This window comes from Mycobacterium kyorinense, assembly GCF_002101735.1.
GTDB lineage: Bacteria > Actinomycetota > Actinomycetes > Mycobacteriales > Mycobacteriaceae > Mycobacterium > Mycobacterium kyorinense.
The window spans coordinates 1-17,246 of sequence record NZ_LQPE01000159.1 but is presented as its reverse complement, the minus strand read 5'-3'; the positions used below and the strand labels follow the sequence as shown (position 1 = coordinate 17,246).

Sequence of the window (17,246 nt, the reverse complement as noted above, 5' to 3'; positions counted from 1 at the left end):
CTAGCGTGGCGTGGCGTTTAAGCTTTCCCCGTGCCGCTCTACGCCGCGTACGGGTCGAACATGCATCCCGAGCAGATGCTGCAGCGAGCGCCCCATTCGCCGATGGCCGGCACCGGCTGGTTGCACGGCTGGCGGCTGACATTCGGCGGCGAGGACATCGGCTGGGAAGGCGCGCTGGCCACCGTCGTCGAGGACCCGAACTCCAAAGTGTTCGTCGTGCTCTACGACGTCACACCGGCCGACGAGAAGAACCTCGACCGCTGGGAAGGGTCCGAGCTCGGGATCCACAAGAAGATCCGATGCCGGGTGGAGCGGTTGTCATCGGACACCACAACCGATCCCGTGCTCGCATGGCTGTATGTGGTGGACGCCTGGGAAGGCGGGTTGCCGTCGGCGCATTACCTGGGCGTGATGGCCGACGCCGCCGAAATCGCCGGCGCGCCAGAAGAATACGTGCACGACCTGCGCACCCGCCCAGCCCGAAACATCGGCCCCGGCCACGGCTGACCCCTTTGCCGCGAGCGTGCGTGTTTGTACGTCGAAACGGCGTTTCCGACGGCATTCTGCGCACCTTCGTGACGGAACTTAGGCGGCTTTGCGACGCTCCAGCCGGGTTTCGATCCGACGGACAAGCTCCCAGGACCGATATCTGACGTCCTCGGCGACCATCGGGATAGCTATCCAGTCCAGATCTAGCAGCGCCGCCGAGCGGCGGCGGTCGCGCAAGAACGCGTCCGGCCCGCTGTGCCAGTCGACTCCGTCGTACTCGGCGGCGACCCGGTAGTCGGGCCAGGCGAAGTCGAGCCGCCAGATCCGGCCGGACAGGTCGACGACCTCGTATTGCAACACCGGCATGGGCAAACCGCCGTCGATCATCACCAGCCTGGCCTCGCTTTCCATCGGAGACTCTGCCAGCGGGTTGGCCAATGGAAGCAGCTCACGCACGGCGACGATGCCGCGCCGACCGCGCTGTTGCTCGACGGCCCTCTCGAGGGCGCGGCGATCGCATGTGCCACTGCGCAGCGCGGCGTCGAGCGTGGCCAGCGCGCGCGGCCTTCGCAGGCCGCGCGCCACCTCGATCGCCGTCCACGCTGGCGTGGTAGCTGGCCGGCCCGCGACCAGCGTCAGCGGTGCTCCCTCACGCCGGTGCACGACCAGGCCGTCGGCGGACCGCAGCTGTTGGCCGGCTGGGTTAAGGACATGCAAATCCGGCCTGCCCTCGGTGTCGAAGCCGTATGCAGCGGCTGCGGTGCCAAGGCAGATGGCAACAGTTGTGCCCGTCGCTAAATCCAGGCCGCGTAGCCGCGACCCGATGCTCTTGTCCCGGCCGTAAATCCCATACCAAATCTTATGCAGCCCACCGACTTTCAACGCAGTTTCGAGTCGGCGACGGGTCAGGAAGGTCAACGCCTGGGCTGCCGTGACCGCCCCGCCTTGCTCATCGAGCAGCCTGTTCAGCTCTGGGTTCATCGCCGTCATCGTCGGCATACCGCCTACGCGGGCCAAGTCACCCCTGTGGATGAGCTCCGCCTCCCCGCGAACGTGCGCAGAATGCCGTTAGAAACGACGTTTCGGCGTACATCTGCGCACGCTCGCGGCGAAGGCTAAAGGGAACCAGCCTGTTCGACGATGTTGACCATCACCCGCACCCCGATCGCCAGGGCACGCTCGTCGAGGTCGAACGTCGGCTGGTGCAGGTCCAGCTGCGGCCCGTGACCAGACCACACGCCGAGCCGGGCCATCGCGCCGGGCACTTCCTCCAGATACCAGGAGAAGTCCTCGCCGCCGCCGGACTGCCGGGTGTCGGCCAGCACGTCGGGGCCGACGGCCTCGATGGCGTGCGCCAGGATCCGCGTCGACACCTCCTCGTTGACCACCGGCGGGACCCCGCGGTGGTAGGCCAGCGTGTGCTCGACACCGAGCGGCGCCAGCAGCGACGAGACCGCCTCGCGGATGATGCCTTCCAGGCTCTGCCAGGTTTCGCGGCTGGCGGTGCGCACGGTGCCGGCCAGCACGCCGGTCTGCGGGATGGCGTTGGCGGCCACGCCGGCGTTGACCGCGCCCCACACCAGCACGGTGCTCTTGCGCGGGTCGATGCGCCGCGACAACACGCCGGGCACCCCGGTGATCAGCGTGCCGATGCCATAGACCAGGTCGGCGGTCAGGTGCGGTCGCGAGGTGTGGCCGCCGGGCGAATGCAGGGTGATCTCCATCCGGTCTGCCGCCGACGTGATCGGGCCGGGTTTGACCGCGACCCGCCCGACCGCCAGCCGCGGGTCGCAGTGCAGCGCGAAGATCCGGGTCACCCCGGCCAGCGCGCCGGCGGCGATCGCGTCGATCGCGCCGCCGGGCATCAGCTCCTCGGCGGCCTGGAAGATCAGCCGCACACCGACCGGCAGCTCGGGTACCGAGGCCAGCGACAGCGCGGTGCCCAGCAGGATCGCGGTGTGCGCGTCGTGCCCGCAGGCGTGCGCGACGTTGGGCATCGTCGACGCGTACGGAGCGCCGGTCCGCTCGGCCATCGGCAGCGCGTCCATGTCGGCCCGCAGCGCGATCCGCGGCTCGTGCTCGGGACCGAAATCGCAGGTCAACCCGGTCCCGCCGGGCAACACCTTGGGGTTGAGCCCGGCGTCGGCCAACCGTTCGGCGACGAACTGCGTGGTGGCGAACTCCTGGCGGCCCAGCTCCGGGTAGCGGTGGATGTGCCGGCGCCACTCGACCAGGTCGTCGTGGTGGGCCGCCAGCCAGGACTCGGCCGCATCGATCAGGCTCATGACGCCGCCCGCAACTCGCGCGCCGCGAGCACCCGGTCGCGTTGCTCCGGCGACTCGGCGAGGTGAACCACTGTGCGCGCCAACATGATTGCGCCGTCGAGCACCGCTTGATCGGCGCTGGGGCCCGCCGCGGCGGCGGTGAAGGCGGGCTGGTGCAGCACCGCGCCGTCGGCCTCGACGGCGACCAGCGGATGGATGCCGGGCAGCAGCTGGGTGATGTTGCCCATGTCGGTGCTGCCCACCGGCAGCGCCGCCTCGAGCTGTTCGTCGACCGGGGCGCGCCCCAGCCGGACCATCTCGTCGCGCACGGTGCCCGCCAGCCAGGGGTCGGGTTTGAGCGCCTGGTAGGTCGGCTCGAAGTAGCCGACGTCGTAGTCGCAGCCGGTGGCCACCGCCCCGGCCAGGAAGCAGTCGCCGACCCGGCCCTCCAGATCGCGCAGCAGCGACGAGTCGGGGGCGCGCAGCGCGTACTGCAGTTCGGTGCGCGCCGGGATGACGTTGCTGGCCTGCCCGCCGTCGGTGACGATGCCGTGCACCTGCTGTCCCGGCACCAGCTGTTGGCGCAGCAGCCCGATGGCGACTTGGGCGACGGTGGCCGCGTCGGCGGCGTTGACCCCGAGGAACGGCGCGGCCGACGCGTGCGCCTCCCGGCCGGTGTAGCGCACCCGGACGCCCGCCAGCGCCAGCGAGCGGGCGGCCGCAATGTCCAGCGGCCCGGGATGCATCATCACCGCGGCCGCGACGTCGTCGAACACTCCGGCATTGAGCAACAACACTTTTCCGCCGCCTGACTCCTCGGCGGGGGTGCCGATCAGCGCGACGGTCAGACCCAGCTCGTCGGCGACCTCGGCCAGCGCCAGCGCGGTGCCGACCGCCGATGCGGCGATGATGTTGTGGCCGCAGGCGTGTCCGATCTCGGGCAGCGCGTCGTATTCGGCGCACACGCCGATCACCAGTGGGCCGCTGCCGAAGTCGGCGCGAAACGCGGTGCCCAAACCACCGGCGGCGGCGGTGATCTCGAAACCGCGCTCGGCGACCAGCGCTTGCGTCTTGGCGCAGCTTCGGTGTTCGTCGAACGCCAGCTCCGGTTCGGCGTGGATTGCGTGGGACAAGGCGACCAGGTCGCTGCCACGGCGCCGCACCGCATCCTCGACGGCATCCAACGCGGTGGCTGTGGGCATTCTCGCAGTATCTCACCGGCTAGGCTGCGGCATTGTGACTGGCCCGGCCGATCCCGACGCACTCGCCAGGCGGGCGGCCGACCTCATCGCCGAGGGCACCGGCGTCGGCGAACACGACGTCGCGATCGTGCTCGGGTCGGGGTGGGCGCCGGCCGTCGCCGCGCTGGGCTCGCCGACCGCGGTGCTGCCGATGGCCGAACTGCCCGGGTTCACTCCGCCGACCGCGGTCGGGCACACCGGTCAGGTGCTGTCGGTGCCCGTCGGTGAACACCGGGTGCTGGTGCTGGCCGGTCGCATTCACGCCTACGAGGGCCACGACCTGCTGCACGTGGTGCATCCGGTGCGGGCGGCGTGTGCGGCCGGGGCGCGCCTCGTGGTGCTGACCAACGCGGCAGGCGGGCTGCGCGACGACTTCGAGGTCGGCCAGCCGGTGCTGATCAGCGACCACCTCAACCTGACCGCGCGGTCTCCGCTGGTCGGCCCCCAGTTCGTGGACCTGGTCGACGCGTACTCGCCGCGGCTGCGGGCGCTGGCCCGGGAGGTCGACCCGGCGCTGGTCGAAGGCGTGTACGCGGGGTTGCCGGGCCCGCACTACGAGACGCCGGCCGAGATCCGGATGCTGCGGGTGCTGGGCGCCGACCTGGTGGGCATGTCGACGGTGCACGAAACGATCGCTGCCCGCGCGGCCGGCGCCGAGGTGCTCGGGGTGTCGCTGGTGACCAACCTGGCGGCGGGGATCACCGGCGAGCCGCTCAGCCACGTCGAGGTGCTGGCGGCCGGTGCAGCGTCGGCGACCCGGATGGGGTCGTTGTTGGCCGATGTGGTCGCGCGCGTGTGAACCCGCAGGAGTGGATTGCGCACGACCCCGACCCGGTGACGGCCGCCGAGCTCGCCGCATGTGACGCCGACGAGCTGGCCGCGCGGTTCGCCCGGCCGCTGAGGTTCGGCACGGCGGGGTTGCGCGGGCCGGTGCGCGGCGGTCCGGACGCCATGAACCTCGCGGTGGTGCTGCGCGCGACGTGGGCGGTGGCGCAGGTCCGCAAAGCCGGCACCGTCGTCGTCGGCCGCGACGCCAGGCACGGATCGGCTGCATTCGCCACGGCAGCGGCGGAAGTGCTTGCCGCCGCGGGGTTTTCGGTAACCCTCTTGCCCGATCCGGTGCCCACGCCGGTGGTGGCGTTTTCGGTGCGCCATCTGGGCGCGGCGGCCGGCATCCAGATCACCGCGTCGCACAACCCACCCGCCGACAACGGCTACAAGGTGTACTTCGACGGCGGCATCCAGATCGTCTCGCCCACCGACCGCGACATCGAAAACGCCATGGCCGCAGCACCATTCGCCGACGAGATACCCCGGCGCCCGGTCGAGCCCGCCGACAAAGATCTGGTCGACCGCTATATCGAACGGGCCGCGGCGGTGCGACGCTCACAGGGTTCGGTGCGGGTGGCGCTGACGCCGCTGCACGGGGTGGGCGGTGCGGTGGCGGTCGAGACGTTGCGGCGGGCCGGCTTCGACGACGTGCACCCCGTGGCTTCGCAGTTCGCACCGGATCCCGAGTTCCCCACCGTCGCATTCCCCAACCCCGAAGAACCGGGCGCCACCGACGCGCTGCTTGCCCTCGCGGCGGACGTGGGCGCCGACGTCGCGATCGCGCTGGATCCCGACGCCGACCGCTGCGCCGTCGGAATACCAGATGGCGGTTGGCGGATGCTCTCGGGCGACGAAACAGGTTGGCTGCTAGGCGATTACATCCTTTCGCACATTGCAAGCCCCGAGACCACCGTGGTGGCCAGCACCGTGGTGTCGTCGCGGATGCTGTCCGCGATCGCGGCGTACTACGGCGCGCAGCACGTCGAGACCCTGACCGGCTTCAAATGGCTGGCCCGCGCCGACGCTGACCTGCCCGGCAAAGCCCTGGTCTACGCCTACGAGGAGGCGATCGGGCACTGCGTCGACCCGGACGCGGTTCGCGACAAGGACGGAATCAGCGCCGCGGTACTGGTCTGCGACCTGGTGGCATCGCTCAAGCAGCGGGGCCGCTCGGTGCGCGACATGCTCGACGACCTCGCCCGCCGGCACGGCGTGCACATGGTCGACGCCGTGTCACGTCCGGTGTCCGACGCCGAGGAGGCGGCCGCCGTGATGGAGCGGCTGCGGGCACATCCACCAGACCGACTCGCCGGGTTCGCCACGACCACAACCGATCTGCGGCCTCGCACCGACGCACTGATCTTCACCGGCGGCGACACCCAAGCGTCGGTAAGGGCGGTGGTGCGGCCCTCGGGAACCGAACCGAAACTCAAGTGCTACCTGGAAGTTCGCTGCGCCGACCGCGCGCGGGCAGCCGGGCTGCTCGACGAGCTGCTGGGTCAGGTACGCCGCTGGTAGCTCAGCGCGGCCCGAACTGGCGATCCCCCGCGTCGCCGAGCCCCGGCACAATGTAGGCGTTTTCGTCGAGACCGTCGTCGACCGCGGCGGTGAACACCCGCACATGGGGTGCTGTCTTCTCCAGCGCCGCAAGCCCTTCCGGTGCCGCCACCACGCACAGCACGGTGATGTCGCGGGCGCCGCGGCGGTGCAGCAACCCGATGGTGTGCGTCATCGACCCGCCGGTGGCCAGCATCGGGTCGAGGACCATCACCGGCTGAGCGCTCAAATCGTCGGGCAGCGCTTCGAGATACGGCACGGGCGAAAAGGTTTCCTCGTCGCGGACCACGCCGACGAAACCCACTCGGGCTTCGGGCAGCAGCGCGTGCGCCTGATCGACCATCCCCAACCCTGCCCGCAGCACCGGCACCAGCAGCGGTGGCGTGGCCAGCCGCGCGCCGGACGTCTCGGCCAACGGCGTGCGCACCGGAACGGCTTCGCGCGGCGCATCGCGGGTTGCCTCGTAGACCAGCATCAGGGTCAGGTCGCGCAACGCGGCGCGAAACGCGACGTTGTCGGTGCGTCGGTCGCGCAGTGTCGTCAGCCGGGCCGCAGCCAGCGGGTGGTCGACGACGCGCACTTCCACGGCAAACGACCCTAGTATTTTCAGGCAGGACACGCGTGCGTTCATGTCCATCAGAGGCCGAACCCGCTCCTATACTCCCGGCATGCGGCGCCGCAGCCGGCGACACGGCAGACGACAGCGTACCGTCAGCCTATTCGGCGTATTGGCGGTCTTGACCGCGGTAATGTCCTGGCCGCCAGCACATTTCGCGCCGACCACGCCGCCGGTGAACACTGCTGCCGCTATTCCCACGCCCGCGCACGTCGTTGTCGTGGTGGAAGAGAACCGCTCCTACGCCAACATCATCGGCAACCCGGCTGCGCCCTATATCAACTCGCTGGCCGCAGGCGGCGCGTCGATGACGCAATCGTTCGCCGAAGTGCATCCCAGTCAACCGAACTACTTCGCGCTGTTCGCCGGCAGCACCCTGGGCGTCAAGGAGAACAACTGCCCAGTCAACGGTGGCAACACGGCGAACCTGGGTTCCCAGTTGCTCAGCACCGGACGCACTTTCGTCGGCTACGCCGAAAGCCTGCCCGCCGTCGGCTCGCAGGCCTGCAGCTCGGCCAAATACGCCCGCAAGCACGCACCGTGGGCCAACTTCACCAACATTCCGCCGGCCTACTCGCTGCCGTTTTCGGCGTTCCCGGCCAACTACGCGGCGCTGCCGACGGTCTCGTTCGTCATCCCCAACGTCGACAACGACATGCACGACGGCTCCATCGCCCAAGGCGACACCTGGCTGTACCGCAACCTGTCGCCGTACGCGGAATGGGCGAAGGCCAACAACAGCCTGCTGATCCTGACCTGGGACGAGGACGACAACTCCCAACACAACCAGATCCCGACCATCTTCTACGGCGCACACGTCAGACCGGGCACCTACAACGAGCCGATCAGCCACTACAACGTGCTGTCCACGCTGGAGCAGATGTACGGGCTGCCCAAGCTCGGGCTGGCCGCGCGGGCCCCGGCGATCACCGACATCTGGGCCGGCTAGCCCGCTCGGGCTGCGCGGGCGGTCGTCGTTATTCTGTGCCGGTGGCTGCTGACCTCGTGCCGATCCGCCTGAGCCTGACCGCCGGCGACCGCTACACCGTGTGGGCGCCCCGCTGGCGCGACGCCGGCGACGAGTGGGAGGCGTTCCTGGGCCGCGACGAAGACCTCTACGGTTTCGAAACCGTCGCCGACCTGGTTGCTTTCGTGCGGACCGACACCGAGCACGACCTGGTCGACCATCCGGGCTGGGCGCAGTTCAGCGCGGCCAACGCGCACAAGCTGGACCCCTCCGAGGACCAGCAATTCGACCTGATCGCGGTCGAGGAACTGGTCGCGGAGAAGCCGACGGAGGAGTCGGTCGCGGCGCTGGCGGGCACGCTGGCGATCGTGTCGTCGATCGGGTCGGTGTGCGAGCTGCCGGCGGTGACCAAGTTCTTCAACGGCAACCCGACTCTGGGCACCGTCGCCGGCGGCTTCGAGCACTTCACCGGCAAAGCCGGCCTCAAGCGGTGGAACGCGATCGCCGAGATCATCGGGCGCGGCTGGGACGACGTGCTCGCCGCGGTGGACGGCATCGTCACCACACCGGAGGTGGACGCCGCGGCGTCGTTGAAGGCGGCCGACGAACTGGCGGAGCCACCGGAGGAACCCGACGAGGTTCTGGCCGACGAGGACGTCGCCGTCGAAGAGGCGTCCGAGGAAGCTGAGGAGGAAGCCCGCGCCGACGGCGCCGCGGTGGTGCTCGGCGGCGACGAGGACTTCTGGCTGAAGGTCGGCATCGACCCGATCCGGATCATGACCGGCGCCGGCACGTTCTACACGCTGCGCTGCTATTTCGACGACCGGCCGATCTTCCTGGGCCGCAACGGGCGGATCAGCGTGTTCAGCTCCGAGCGGGCGCTGGCCCGCTATCTGGCCGACGAGCACGACCATGACCTGTCGGACCTGAGCACCTACGACGACATCCGCACCGCCGCCACCGACGGCTCGCTGGAGGTCGACGTCACCGACGACAACGTCTACGTGCTGACCGGGCTGGCCGACGATTTCGCCGCGGGGCCCGACGCGGTGGACCGCGAGCAGCTCGAGCTGGCCGTCGAACTGCTCCGCGACGTCGGCGACTACGCCGAGGACAACACCGTCGACAAGGCGCTGGCCACCGAACGCCCGCTGGGCCAGCTGATCGCCTCCGTCCTCGACCCCGGCTCGGTCGGCAAGCCCACGCCGCCGTACGCCGAGGCGGTGCGGGAGTGGGAGGAGCTGGACCGGTTCGTGGAGTCGCGGCTAAGGCGCGAGTAGCGCCGCGAGCCGCCGACGACATTCCCGTGAGAGTCGCGGCTAAGGCGCGAGTAGCGGCAGCAACCGGTGATCGCGGGTGAACACCTGTCGCACCAGACCCAGCGCGACGACCACCGTGGTGACCGCGACCGAACCCAGGATCAAAAACATCACCACGGCCTGCACGAGCACGGCCTGCACCGGCGAGACCCCGGCGAGGATGAGCCCGGTCATCGCGCCGGGCAGGAACACCAGCCCGGTCGCCTTGGTGGTTTCGATCTGCGGCGACAGCGCCGATCGCAGCGCGATCCGCAGATACGGCGAGGCGGCCTGCCGGTAGGGCTGCCCGAGAGCCAGCCGCGCCTCGACCTCGGCGCGTTTGTCGCGCAGCTCGTCGACCAGCCGCCGGGCCACCAGCACCGTGGCGGTCATCGAGTTGCCGATCATCATCCCGGCGATCGGCACCAAGGTGCGGGGCTGCAGCGGAAACACCCGCAGCCCGAATATCACTCCGAGCGTGACGATCGCCGCGGCGGTGAACGCGGCCACGGCCAAGACGCCCAGCCGCGGCACCTCGGGTGCCCGCCGGCGCGCGACGTCGCCCGCGTAGCCGACCATGCCCGCGGTCCAGGCCCACGACCACCACAGCGAGCGGCCCGGCGCAAACAGCAGCGTCAAGGCACCGCCCACCAGCAGTAGCTGGACCAGCGCGCGGGCAGCCGCCCACAGCACCTGGCGTTCCAGACCGAGCCGCTGCCACAGCGAGATCGCCGCCGCGAACGCCACCAACGCCAGCGACGTCGCCAGCCCGAGCCAGCCCACCTGACCGTTCATCTCGTCACCTCCGGTCCCAGCTCGACGCAGCGTCCGCGTTCGATGCGCAGCACCCGGTCGGCGATCCGCTCGACCTGCGCGGCATCGTGAGTGACCCACAGCGCCGGTATTTCGTGGGCCAGGTCGCGCACCGCGGCCTCGATCACTGCCGCGGCGGCGGCGTCCACCGCGGAGGTGGGTTCGTCCAGCAGCAGCACCTGCGGCCGGGCAATTAGCGTGCGGGCCAGGCACATTCGCTGTGCTTCCCCGCCGGACAGCGCGGTCGCGTCGCGGTCCAGCCACGACCCGGTCAGCGCCACCCGGGTCAGCGTTTCGGCCATCTGGGACTCGGAGACGGCCGGGTCGGCGACCCGCAAATTGTCGGCCACCGTGCCGGGAAAAGGGGTCGGACGCTGAAAGCACATGCCGACCCGGCGCCGCAGCCACAGCGGATCGATGTCGGCAATGTCCTTGCCGCAGAACGATACTCGACCGCTAGTGGGTACTTCCAGCCGATTGCACAATCGCAGCAAGGTCGACTTGCCCGAGCCCGACGGCCCGAACACCACCGTGACGCCCTGCTGCGGAACGGCGGCGGTGAATCCGTCCAGCGCGCGGATCCCGCCCCGCTCCACCACGACATCGGCGAAGTCGAACACCGAGTCGGTCGCCGCCATCGCCCTAGCCGATCAGCACGGCGAACCGCGGCTTGATCACCTCGTCGATGATCGCCAGCCGCTCGTCGAACGGAATGAACGCCGACTTCATCGCATTGATCGTGAACCGCTCGAGGTCGCTCCAGCTGTAGCCGAAAGCTTCTACCAGCCGGTGCATTTCGCGGCTCATCGACGTGTCGCTCATCAGCCGGTTGTCGGTGTTGATGGTCACCCGGAATCGCGCCCGGGCCAGCAGGTCGAACGGATGCTCGGCGATGCTGCCGACCACGCCGGAATGCACGTTGGAGCTGGGGCACATCTCCAAGGGAATTCGCTTGTCCCGCAAGATCGCCGCCTGCGGTCCGAGCCGCACCGTGCCGTCGTCGTCCACGTCGATGTCGTCGACGATCCGCACCCCGTGACCGAGCCGGTCGGCGCCGCAGAATGCGATCGCCTCGTGGATGGACGGCAGCCCGAATGCCTCGCCGGCATGAATCGTGAAGCGCGCGTTGTGGTCTCGCATGTACTCGAACGCATCGAGGTGGCGGGTCGGCGGGTAGCCGGCCTCCGCGCCGGCGATGTCGAAACCCACGACGCCCTTGTCGCGGAACCGGATCGCCAGCTCGGCGATCTCGCGGGACAGCGCGGCGTGGCGCATCGCGGTGACCAGGCAGCGCACGGTGATGGCACGGCCCGCCGCCGCGGCGGCCTTCTCACCGTCGGCGAATCCGGCCAGCACGGTGTCAACAACTTCGTCGAACGACAGCCCATGGTTGATGTGCAGCTCGGGGGCGAACCGCACCTCGGCGTAGACGACGTTGTCGGCGGCCAGGTCCTCCACGCACTCGTAGGCGACCCGGTGCAGCGCCTCGGGCGTCTGCATCACCGCCACCGTGTGCGCGAACGGCTCGAGGTAGCGCTCGAGCGAGCCGCTGTAGGACCGAGTGTGAAACCAGCGAGCGAGTTCGTCGACGTCGGTGGCGGGCAGGTCGTCGTAGCCCAGTTGCCCGGCGAGATCCAGCACGGTGGCCGGGCGCAGTCCGCCGTCGAGATGGTCGTGCAGCAGCGCCTTGGGTGCGCGCTGGATGGTCTCCGGGCTCAGCGGCGTCGTCATGCGGTGATCCGATCGATGACCAGGGGCCGCGCAGCCGGCGGCCCGTCCACGACGCTCCAGCCAGCGTCGAGCTCCGCCATCGCCGCCCCGAAGCGTTCCGCGGTGTCGGTGTACAGCGTGAACAGCGGCTCGCCGGCGGCGACGGGCTCGCCGGGCCGGCGGTGGATGCGGACCCCCGCGCCCGGCTGCACCCGCTCGCCCGGGCGGGACCTGCCCGCGCCGAGCCGCCATGCCGTCATTCCCACTGCCATCGCGTCGATGTCGCCCATTGTGCCGCCCCGAGGAGCGGTGACGCTCTCCGAACACGCACCAAGGGGCAACGGCACCGACAAGTCGCCGCCTTGCGCGGCGACCAGCGCCCGGAACCGGTCCATCGCGGTGCCGTCGCGCAGGGTCTGCGCGGGGTCGCGGCCGTCGAGCCCGGCGAGCCGCAGCATTTCGGTGGCCAGCGTCACCGTCAGCTCCACCACGTCGGGCGGTCCGCCGCCGGCCAGCACCTCCAGCGCCTCGGCGACCTCTAGCGCGTTGCCGGCGGTAAGCCCCAGCGGGCGGTTCATGTCGGTCAGCAGCGCGTGGGTCGGCACCCCGTGCGCGGCGCCGAGCGCCACCATGGTGTGCGCCAGCTCGCGGGCCTGGCTTTCCGATTTCATGAAGGCGCCGGAGCCGACCTTGACGTCGAGCACCAGCGCCCGGGCGCCCTCGGCCAGCTTCTTGCTCATCACCGAGCTGGCGATCAGCGGCAGCGACTCGACAGTGCCGGTGATGTCGCGCAGCGCGTAGAGCTTTGCGTCGGCCGGCGCCAACCGACCGGCCGCGAAGATGGCCGCCCCGATATCGCGAAGTTGTTGGCGCACTTGGCTGTTCGGCAGGTCGGCGCTGAACCCTGCGATGGATTCCAGCTTGTCGAGGGTGCCGCCGGTGTGGCCCAGCCCGCGGCCGGAAGCCTGCGGCACCGCCGCTCCGCAGGCCGTGACGACCGCCACCAACGGCAGGGTGATCTTGTCGCCGACCCCGCCGGTGGAGTGCTTGTCTACGGTGGCCAGGTCGCCGAAGTCCAGCCGCTCGCCGGAGGCGATCATCGCCGCCGTCCAGCGCGCGATCTCGTCGGCGTCCATGCCGCGCAGGAAGATCGCCATCAACAGCGCCGACATCTGTTCCTCGGCGATCTGCCCTGCGGTGTAGGCGTCGATCACCCAGTCGATCGCGGCGTCGGAGAGCCGGCCGCCGTCGCGTTTGGTCCTGATGACCGTGGGCGCGTCGAAGGTCACGGGAGGCCGAACGCGTCCGGCAGCAACTCGCCGAGCCGGCGCGGTCCCTCGAAATGGTCGATCAGCAGCTCCGGCCCGCCGTGCTCCAACAGCACTTGCCGGCAGCGCCCGCAGGGCATCAGCAGTGAGCCGTCGGCGTCGACGCACACCAGCGCCAGCAGCCGGCCACCGCCACTCGAATGTAGGGCGCACACCACACCGCATTCGGCGCAGAGACCTAGGCCATATGAGACATTCTCCACATTGCAGCCGGTGACCACGCGGCGATCGTCGACCACCGCCGCCGCCCCGACCCGCAGTCGTGAATACGGCGCGTAAGCGCGCTGTGCGGCTTGGATTGCCTTGTCCCGCAGGCTATTCCAGTCGATTGCGGCTTCCGTCATGGCGCTACCCGACATGTGTGGAACCCATCAGCGGGCCCTGTTCACTGTTGGCCAATTCACAAGGCCACCCTAGGGTTTCTGGCCGGCACCGGCAGCGGCGGCCGCGAAGTGGTTTATCCGCAGCTACAAATGGGTTTAGAGTCCACCCGACGGTTCCATGTCGGAGGCGATCGCAAGCGCGGCGAAGCCGGGCGCGCCGGGTCGCCGACCAGATACTGGAGGGGGCTGATGACGACGACGTCTGCGGCGGCGCAAGAATCGCGCATCCGACCGCCGCGCCGGACTCTGTATCGCGGCGACCCGGGCATGTGGTCATGGGTTTTGCATCGCATCAGCGGCGCGACCATCTTTTTCTTCCTGTTCGTCCACGTCCTGGACACCGCGCTGGTGCGGGTGAGCCCGCAGACCTACAACGAGGTCATCGACACCTACAAGACGCCGATCGTGGGGCTGATGGAACTCGGCCTGGTGGCCGCCGTGCTCTACCACGCGCTGAACGGCGTGCGGGTCATCCTGATCGACTTCTGGGCGCAGGGCCCCCGCTACCAGCGGCTGATGTTCTGGGCGATCGCCGGCATCTGGCTGCTGGTGATGGTTCCGGCGACGGTCGTGATCGGCATCCACATGGCGGGGCGTTTCCTATGACCACACCCGACCTACAGGGCCGCGGCGAAATCGCCCCGGTGCGGCAGCGCAGCTACGACCGCCCGGCCGGACTGGACAACCCGCGGGCACCGCGGCGTGGCTCCGGGATGCCCAACTTCGAGAAGTACGCCTGGCTGTTCATGCGCTTCTCCGGGATTGTGCTGGTGTTTCTGGCGCTGGGGCACCTGTTCGTGATGCTGATGTGGGACGACGGCGTGTACCGCATCGACTTCAACTACGTGGCGCAGCGGTGGGCCTCGCCGTTCTGGCAGACGTGGGACCTGCTGCTACTGTGGCTGGCCCAGCTGCACGGCGGCAACGGGCTGCGCACGATCATCGGCGACTACACCCGCAAGGACTCCACCCGGTTCTGGCTGAACACCCTGCTGGCGTTGTCGATGGTGTTCACCCTGGTGCTGGGCACCTATGTGCTGCTGACGTTCGACCCGAACATCTCGGGATAGGCGAGTCATGATCCAACAACATCGATACGACGTAGTGATCGTCGGCGCCGGTGGTGCCGGGATGCGGGCCGCCGTCGAGGCCGGGCCCCGGGCGCGCACGGCGGTGCTGACCAAGCTCTACCCCACCCGCAGCCACACCGGTGCCGCCCAGGGCGGCATGTGCGCGGCGCTGGCCAATGTCGAGGACGACAACTGGGAATGGCACACCTTCGACACCGTCAAGGGCGGCGACTACCTCGCCGACCAGGACGCGGTCGAGATCATGTGCAAGGAAGCCATCGACGCGGTGCTCGACCTGGAAAAGATGGGGATGCCGTTCAACCGCACCCCCGAGGGCCGCATCGACCAGCGCCGGTTCGGCGGGCACACCCGCGACCACGGCAAGGCTCCGGTGCGCCGGTCCTGTTACGCCGCCGACCGCACCGGCCACATGATCCTGCAGACGCTGTACCAGAATTGCGTCAAGCACGATGTGCAATTCTTCAACGAGTTCTATGTGCTCGACCTGATACTCACCGAAACCGGCAGCGGCCCGGTGACTTCCGGCGTTGTCGCCTACGAGCTGGCCACCGGCGACATCCACGTCTTCCACGCGAAGGCCGTGGTGATCGCGACCGGCGGCTCGGGCCGGATGTACAAGACCACCTCCAACGCCCACACGCTGACCGGCGACGGCATCGGCATCGTGTTCCGTAAGGGACTTCCGTTGGAGGACATGGAGTTTCACCAGTTCCACCCGACGGGTTTGGCCGGGCTGGGCATCCTGATCTCCGAGGCCGTGCGCGGCGAGGGCGGCCGGCTGCTCAACGGCGAGGGTGAGCGGTTCATGGAGCGCTACGCGCCGACGATCGTCGACCTGGCGCCCCGCGACATCGTGGCCCGCTCGATGGTGCGCGAAGTGTTGGAGGGCCGCGGCGCGGGCCCGAACAAGGACTACGTCTACATCGACGTGCGTCACCTCGGCGCAGACGTGCTGGCCGCAAAGCTGCCCGATATCACCGAATTCGCCCGCACCTACCTCGGTGTGGACCCGGTCAACGAGTTGGTGCCGGTGTACCCGACGTGTCACTACGTGATGGGCGGCATCCCGACGACGGTCACCGGACAGGTGTTGCGGGACAACACCAATACGGTGCCGGGGCTGTACGCGGCCGGTGAATGCGCGTGCGTGTCGGTGCACGGCGCCAACCGGCTGGGCACGAATTCACTGTTGGATATCAACGTCTTTGGCCGACGGGCCGGTATCGCTGCCGCCAACTACGCGCTGGGCCACGACTTCGTCGACCTGCCGCCCGAGCCCGCGGGCATGGTCGTCGGCTGGGTCGCCGATATCTTGTCCGAGCACGGCAACGAGCGGGTCGCCGACATCCGCGGCGCGCTGCAACAGTCGATGGACAACAACGCCGCGGTGTTCCGCACCGAGGAGACGTTGAAGCAGGCGTTGACCGACATCCACGCGTTGAAAGAGCGGTATTCCCGAATCACCGTGCACGACAAGGGAAAGCGGTTCAACAGCGACCTGCTGGAGGCGATCGAGCTGGGCTTCCTGCTGGAGCTGGCCGAGGTCACGGTCGTCGGCGCGTTGAACCGCAAGGAATCCCGCGGCGGACACGCCCGCGAGGACTACCCCAACCGTGACGACACCAACTACATGCGCCACACGATGGCCTACAAGCAGGGCAGCGAGCTGTTGTCCGACATCCGGCTGGATTTCAAGCCCGTCGTGCAGACCCGCTATGAACCCAAGGAACGGAAGTACTGATGCCGTCAGACGAGGTGATCGAGACCGCGGAACCCGGGGACCCGCCGCTGCCGCCGGTGCCCGAGGGCGCGGTGATGGTGACGCTGAAGATCGCGCGGTTCAACCCGGAAAACCCCGACGCCGCGGGTTGGCAGAGCTTCCGGGTGCCGTGCCTGCCCAGCGACCGGCTGCTCAACCTGCTGATCTACGTCAAGAGCTACCTCGACGGCACGCTGACCTTCCGGCGGTCCTGCGCGCACGGCGTGTGCGGGTCCGACGCGATGCGGATCAACGGCGTCAACCGGTTGGCCTGCAAGGTGCTGATGCGTGACCTGCTGCCGAAAAAGCCGGGCAAGCAGTTGACCATCACGGTCGAGCCGATCCGCGGGCTGCCGGTCGAGAAGGACCTGGTGGTCGACATGGAGCCGTTCTTCGACGCGTATCGGGCGGTCAAGCCATACCTGATCACCAGCGGCAACCCGCCGACCCGGGAGCGCATCCAAAGCCAAACCGACCGGGCCCGCTACGACGACACCACGAAATGCATTCTGTGCGCGGCCTGTACGACCAGCTGCCCGGTGTTCTGGCACGAGGGTTCGTATTTCGGGCCGGCCGCGATCGTCAACGCGCACCGCTTCATCTTCGACAGCCGCGACGAGGGTGCGGCCGAGCGACTGGACATCCTCAACGAGGCCGACGGGGTGTGGCGCTGCCGCACCACGTTCAACTGCACCGAGGCCTGCCCGCGCGGCATCGAGGTGACCAAGGCCATTCAGGAGGTCAAGCGCGCCCTGATGTTCGCGCGCTGATTGCGTTCCCCCGCGAGCGTGCGTGTCCCCGGGCCGACACGCCGGCTCGGTTCCCGGGTTTGCGCTCAGTGTCAGGGTGATGGTGCTGCGTTGCGGTGTGTCAGCGTGACAGGGCCGCTTCGTGGTGGT

The 17,246-nt window shown here is 69.2% G+C and carries 18 protein-coding genes; 9 read left to right on the top strand and 9 right to left on the bottom strand.

Going from position 1 to position 17,246, the window contains the following annotated elements; translation table 11 throughout:
* The first annotated feature begins 30 nt into the window (after window positions 1–30).
* Window positions 31–507 carry a gamma-glutamylcyclotransferase family protein gene (locus AWC14_RS22375; protein ID WP_045381257.1) on the top strand — a complete coding sequence of 159 codons (477 nt, stop codon included), beginning with the start codon at window positions 31–33 and terminating at the stop codon, window positions 505–507.
* 78 nt (window positions 508–585) lie between these two features.
* On the opposite strand, the gene AWC14_RS22370 is transcribed toward AWC14_RS22375, so the two are convergent.
* From AWC14_RS22370 to AWC14_RS22360, 3 genes are all read right to left on the bottom strand, one after another.
* Entirely contained in the window at window positions 586–1,470 is an 885-nt protein-coding gene (locus AWC14_RS22370; RefSeq protein ID WP_045381478.1) for a hypothetical protein, read from the bottom strand.
* A 134-nt stretch (window positions 1,471–1,604) separates the two neighbouring features.
* On the bottom strand, window positions 1,605–2,774 hold the full coding sequence (locus tag AWC14_RS22365; protein WP_045381255.1) for an amidohydrolase: 1,170 nt from the start codon (window positions 2,772–2,774) through the stop codon (window positions 1,605–1,607).
* Window positions 2,771–3,955 carry a M20 family metallopeptidase gene (locus tag AWC14_RS22360; protein WP_045381252.1) on the bottom strand — a complete coding sequence of 395 codons (1,185 nt, stop codon included), beginning with the start codon at window positions 3,953–3,955 and terminating at the stop codon, window positions 2,771–2,773. Before AWC14_RS22360 ends, AWC14_RS22365 begins: the two co-directional genes overlap by 4 nt.
* A 34-nt stretch (window positions 3,956–3,989) precedes the next feature.
* Here AWC14_RS22360 and AWC14_RS22355 point away from each other — a divergent pair, with 34 nt between their 5' ends.
* Together AWC14_RS22355 and AWC14_RS22350 are read left to right on the top strand one after the other, a co-directional pair.
* Window positions 3,990–4,793, top strand: coding sequence for a purine-nucleoside phosphorylase (locus tag AWC14_RS22355; protein WP_057003543.1), 804 nt, complete (start codon window positions 3,990–3,992; stop codon window positions 4,791–4,793).
* Window positions 4,790–6,343 carry a phospho-sugar mutase gene (locus AWC14_RS22350; protein WP_045381249.1) on the top strand — a complete coding sequence of 518 codons (1,554 nt, stop codon included), beginning with the start codon at window positions 4,790–4,792 and terminating at the stop codon, window positions 6,341–6,343. The genes AWC14_RS22355 and AWC14_RS22350 overlap by 4 nt, the downstream gene beginning before the upstream one ends.
* Before the next feature lies 1 nt (window position 6,344).
* On the opposite strand, the gene upp is transcribed toward AWC14_RS22350, so the two are convergent.
* Window positions 6,345–6,968, bottom strand: coding sequence for a uracil phosphoribosyltransferase (gene upp, locus AWC14_RS22345; RefSeq protein ID WP_045381475.1), 624 nt, complete (start codon window positions 6,966–6,968; stop codon window positions 6,345–6,347).
* Between the two features lie 82 nt (window positions 6,969–7,050).
* On the opposite strand from upp, the gene AWC14_RS22340 reads away from it, so the two are divergent.
* Together AWC14_RS22340 and satS are read left to right on the top strand one after the other, a co-directional pair.
* Complete coding sequence (locus AWC14_RS22340; protein WP_081968208.1) at window positions 7,051–7,947, top strand: alkaline phosphatase family protein; 897 nt, start codon at window positions 7,051–7,053, stop codon at window positions 7,945–7,947.
* Window positions 7,948–7,988: 41 nt separating this feature from the next.
* Complete coding sequence (gene satS / locus AWC14_RS22335) at window positions 7,989–9,245, top strand: protein export chaperone SatS (RefSeq protein ID WP_045381472.1); 1,257 nt, start codon at window positions 7,989–7,991, stop codon at window positions 9,243–9,245.
* 39 nt (window positions 9,246–9,284) lie between these two features.
* On the opposite strand, the gene AWC14_RS22330 is transcribed toward satS, so the two are convergent.
* The 5 genes from AWC14_RS22330 to AWC14_RS22310 are packed head-to-tail and all read right to left on the bottom strand — an operon-like array spanning window position 9,285 to window position 13,458.
* Entirely contained in the window at window positions 9,285–10,058 is a 774-nt protein-coding gene (locus tag AWC14_RS22330; RefSeq protein ID WP_045381243.1) for an ABC transporter permease, read from the bottom strand.
* Window positions 10,055–10,714 carry an ABC transporter ATP-binding protein gene (locus AWC14_RS22325; protein ID WP_085241464.1) on the bottom strand — a complete coding sequence of 220 codons (660 nt, stop codon included), beginning with the start codon at window positions 10,712–10,714 and terminating at the stop codon, window positions 10,055–10,057. The genes AWC14_RS22330 and AWC14_RS22325 overlap by 4 nt, the downstream gene beginning before the upstream one ends.
* A 4-nt stretch (window positions 10,715–10,718) precedes the next feature.
* Window positions 10,719–11,807: an adenosine deaminase gene (locus AWC14_RS22320; RefSeq protein ID WP_045381238.1), complete on the bottom strand. Its 1,089-nt coding sequence runs from the start codon at window positions 11,805–11,807 to the stop codon at window positions 10,719–10,721.
* Complete coding sequence (locus AWC14_RS22315; RefSeq protein ID WP_045381236.1) at window positions 11,804–13,075, bottom strand: thymidine phosphorylase; 1,272 nt, start codon at window positions 13,073–13,075, stop codon at window positions 11,804–11,806. Before AWC14_RS22315 ends, AWC14_RS22320 begins: the two co-directional genes overlap by 4 nt.
* Window positions 13,072–13,458, bottom strand: a complete 387-nt coding sequence (locus AWC14_RS22310) for a cytidine deaminase (protein ID WP_045381234.1) — start codon at window positions 13,456–13,458, stop codon at window positions 13,072–13,074. The genes AWC14_RS22315 and AWC14_RS22310 overlap by 4 nt, the downstream gene beginning before the upstream one ends.
* 306 nt (window positions 13,459–13,764) lie before the next feature.
* Here AWC14_RS22310 and sdhC point away from each other — a divergent pair, with 306 nt between their 5' ends.
* From sdhC to AWC14_RS22290, 4 genes are read left to right on the top strand one after another with little or no spacing between them, the layout of a single operon-like run.
* Entirely contained in the window at window positions 13,765–14,103 is a 339-nt protein-coding gene (gene sdhC, locus AWC14_RS22305) for a succinate dehydrogenase, cytochrome b556 subunit (RefSeq protein WP_045381469.1), read from the top strand.
* Complete coding sequence (locus tag AWC14_RS22300) at window positions 14,100–14,567, top strand: succinate dehydrogenase hydrophobic membrane anchor subunit (RefSeq protein ID WP_045381232.1); 468 nt, start codon at window positions 14,100–14,102, stop codon at window positions 14,565–14,567. The genes sdhC and AWC14_RS22300 overlap by 4 nt, the downstream gene beginning before the upstream one ends.
* 7 nt (window positions 14,568–14,574) lie before the next feature.
* On the top strand, window positions 14,575–16,329 hold the full coding sequence (sdhA, locus tag AWC14_RS22295) for a succinate dehydrogenase flavoprotein subunit (protein WP_045381230.1): 1,755 nt from the start codon (window positions 14,575–14,577) through the stop codon (window positions 16,327–16,329).
* The gene (locus tag AWC14_RS22290) at window positions 16,329–17,117 is read left to right on the top strand and encodes a succinate dehydrogenase iron-sulfur subunit (RefSeq protein WP_045381227.1); all 789 of its coding nucleotides are present in this window, start codon (window positions 16,329–16,331) and stop codon (window positions 17,115–17,117) included. The genes sdhA and AWC14_RS22290 overlap by 1 nt, the downstream gene beginning before the upstream one ends.
* The last annotated feature ends 129 nt before the right edge of the window (window positions 17,118–17,246 follow it).

Excerpts from the sequence above, each read along its gene's own strand:
- AWC14_RS22325 (WP_085241464.1), bottom strand. The coding sequence starts at position 10,714 with ATGGCGGCGACCGACTCGGTGTTCGACTTCGCCGATGTCGTGGTGGAG.
- AWC14_RS22340 (WP_081968208.1), top strand. The coding sequence starts at position 7,051 with ATGCGGCGCCGCAGCCGGCGACACGGCAGACGACAGCGTACCGTCAGC.
- sdhC (WP_045381469.1), top strand. The coding sequence starts at position 13,765 with ATGTGGTCATGGGTTTTGCATCGCATCAGCGGCGCGACCATCTTTTTC.
- AWC14_RS22370 (WP_045381478.1), bottom strand. The coding sequence starts at position 1,470 with ATGAACCCAGAGCTGAACAGGCTGCTCGATGAGCAAGGCGGGGCGGTC.
- AWC14_RS22320 (WP_045381238.1), bottom strand. The coding sequence starts at position 11,807 with ATGACGACGCCGCTGAGCCCGGAGACCATCCAGCGCGCACCCAAGGCG.
- AWC14_RS22300 (WP_045381232.1), top strand. The coding sequence starts at position 14,100 with ATGACCACACCCGACCTACAGGGCCGCGGCGAAATCGCCCCGGTGCGG.
- AWC14_RS22290 (WP_045381227.1), top strand. The coding sequence starts at position 16,329 with ATGCCGTCAGACGAGGTGATCGAGACCGCGGAACCCGGGGACCCGCCG.
- AWC14_RS22365 (WP_045381255.1), bottom strand. The coding sequence starts at position 2,774 with ATGAGCCTGATCGATGCGGCCGAGTCCTGGCTGGCGGCCCACCACGAC.
- AWC14_RS22310 (WP_045381234.1), bottom strand. The coding sequence starts at position 13,458 with ATGACGGAAGCCGCAATCGACTGGAATAGCCTGCGGGACAAGGCAATC.
- sdhA (WP_045381230.1), top strand. The coding sequence starts at position 14,575 with ATGATCCAACAACATCGATACGACGTAGTGATCGTCGGCGCCGGTGGT.
- AWC14_RS22360 (WP_045381252.1), bottom strand. The coding sequence starts at position 3,955 with ATGCCCACAGCCACCGCGTTGGATGCCGTCGAGGATGCGGTGCGGCGC.
- AWC14_RS22330 (WP_045381243.1), bottom strand. The coding sequence starts at position 10,058 with ATGAACGGTCAGGTGGGCTGGCTCGGGCTGGCGACGTCGCTGGCGTTG.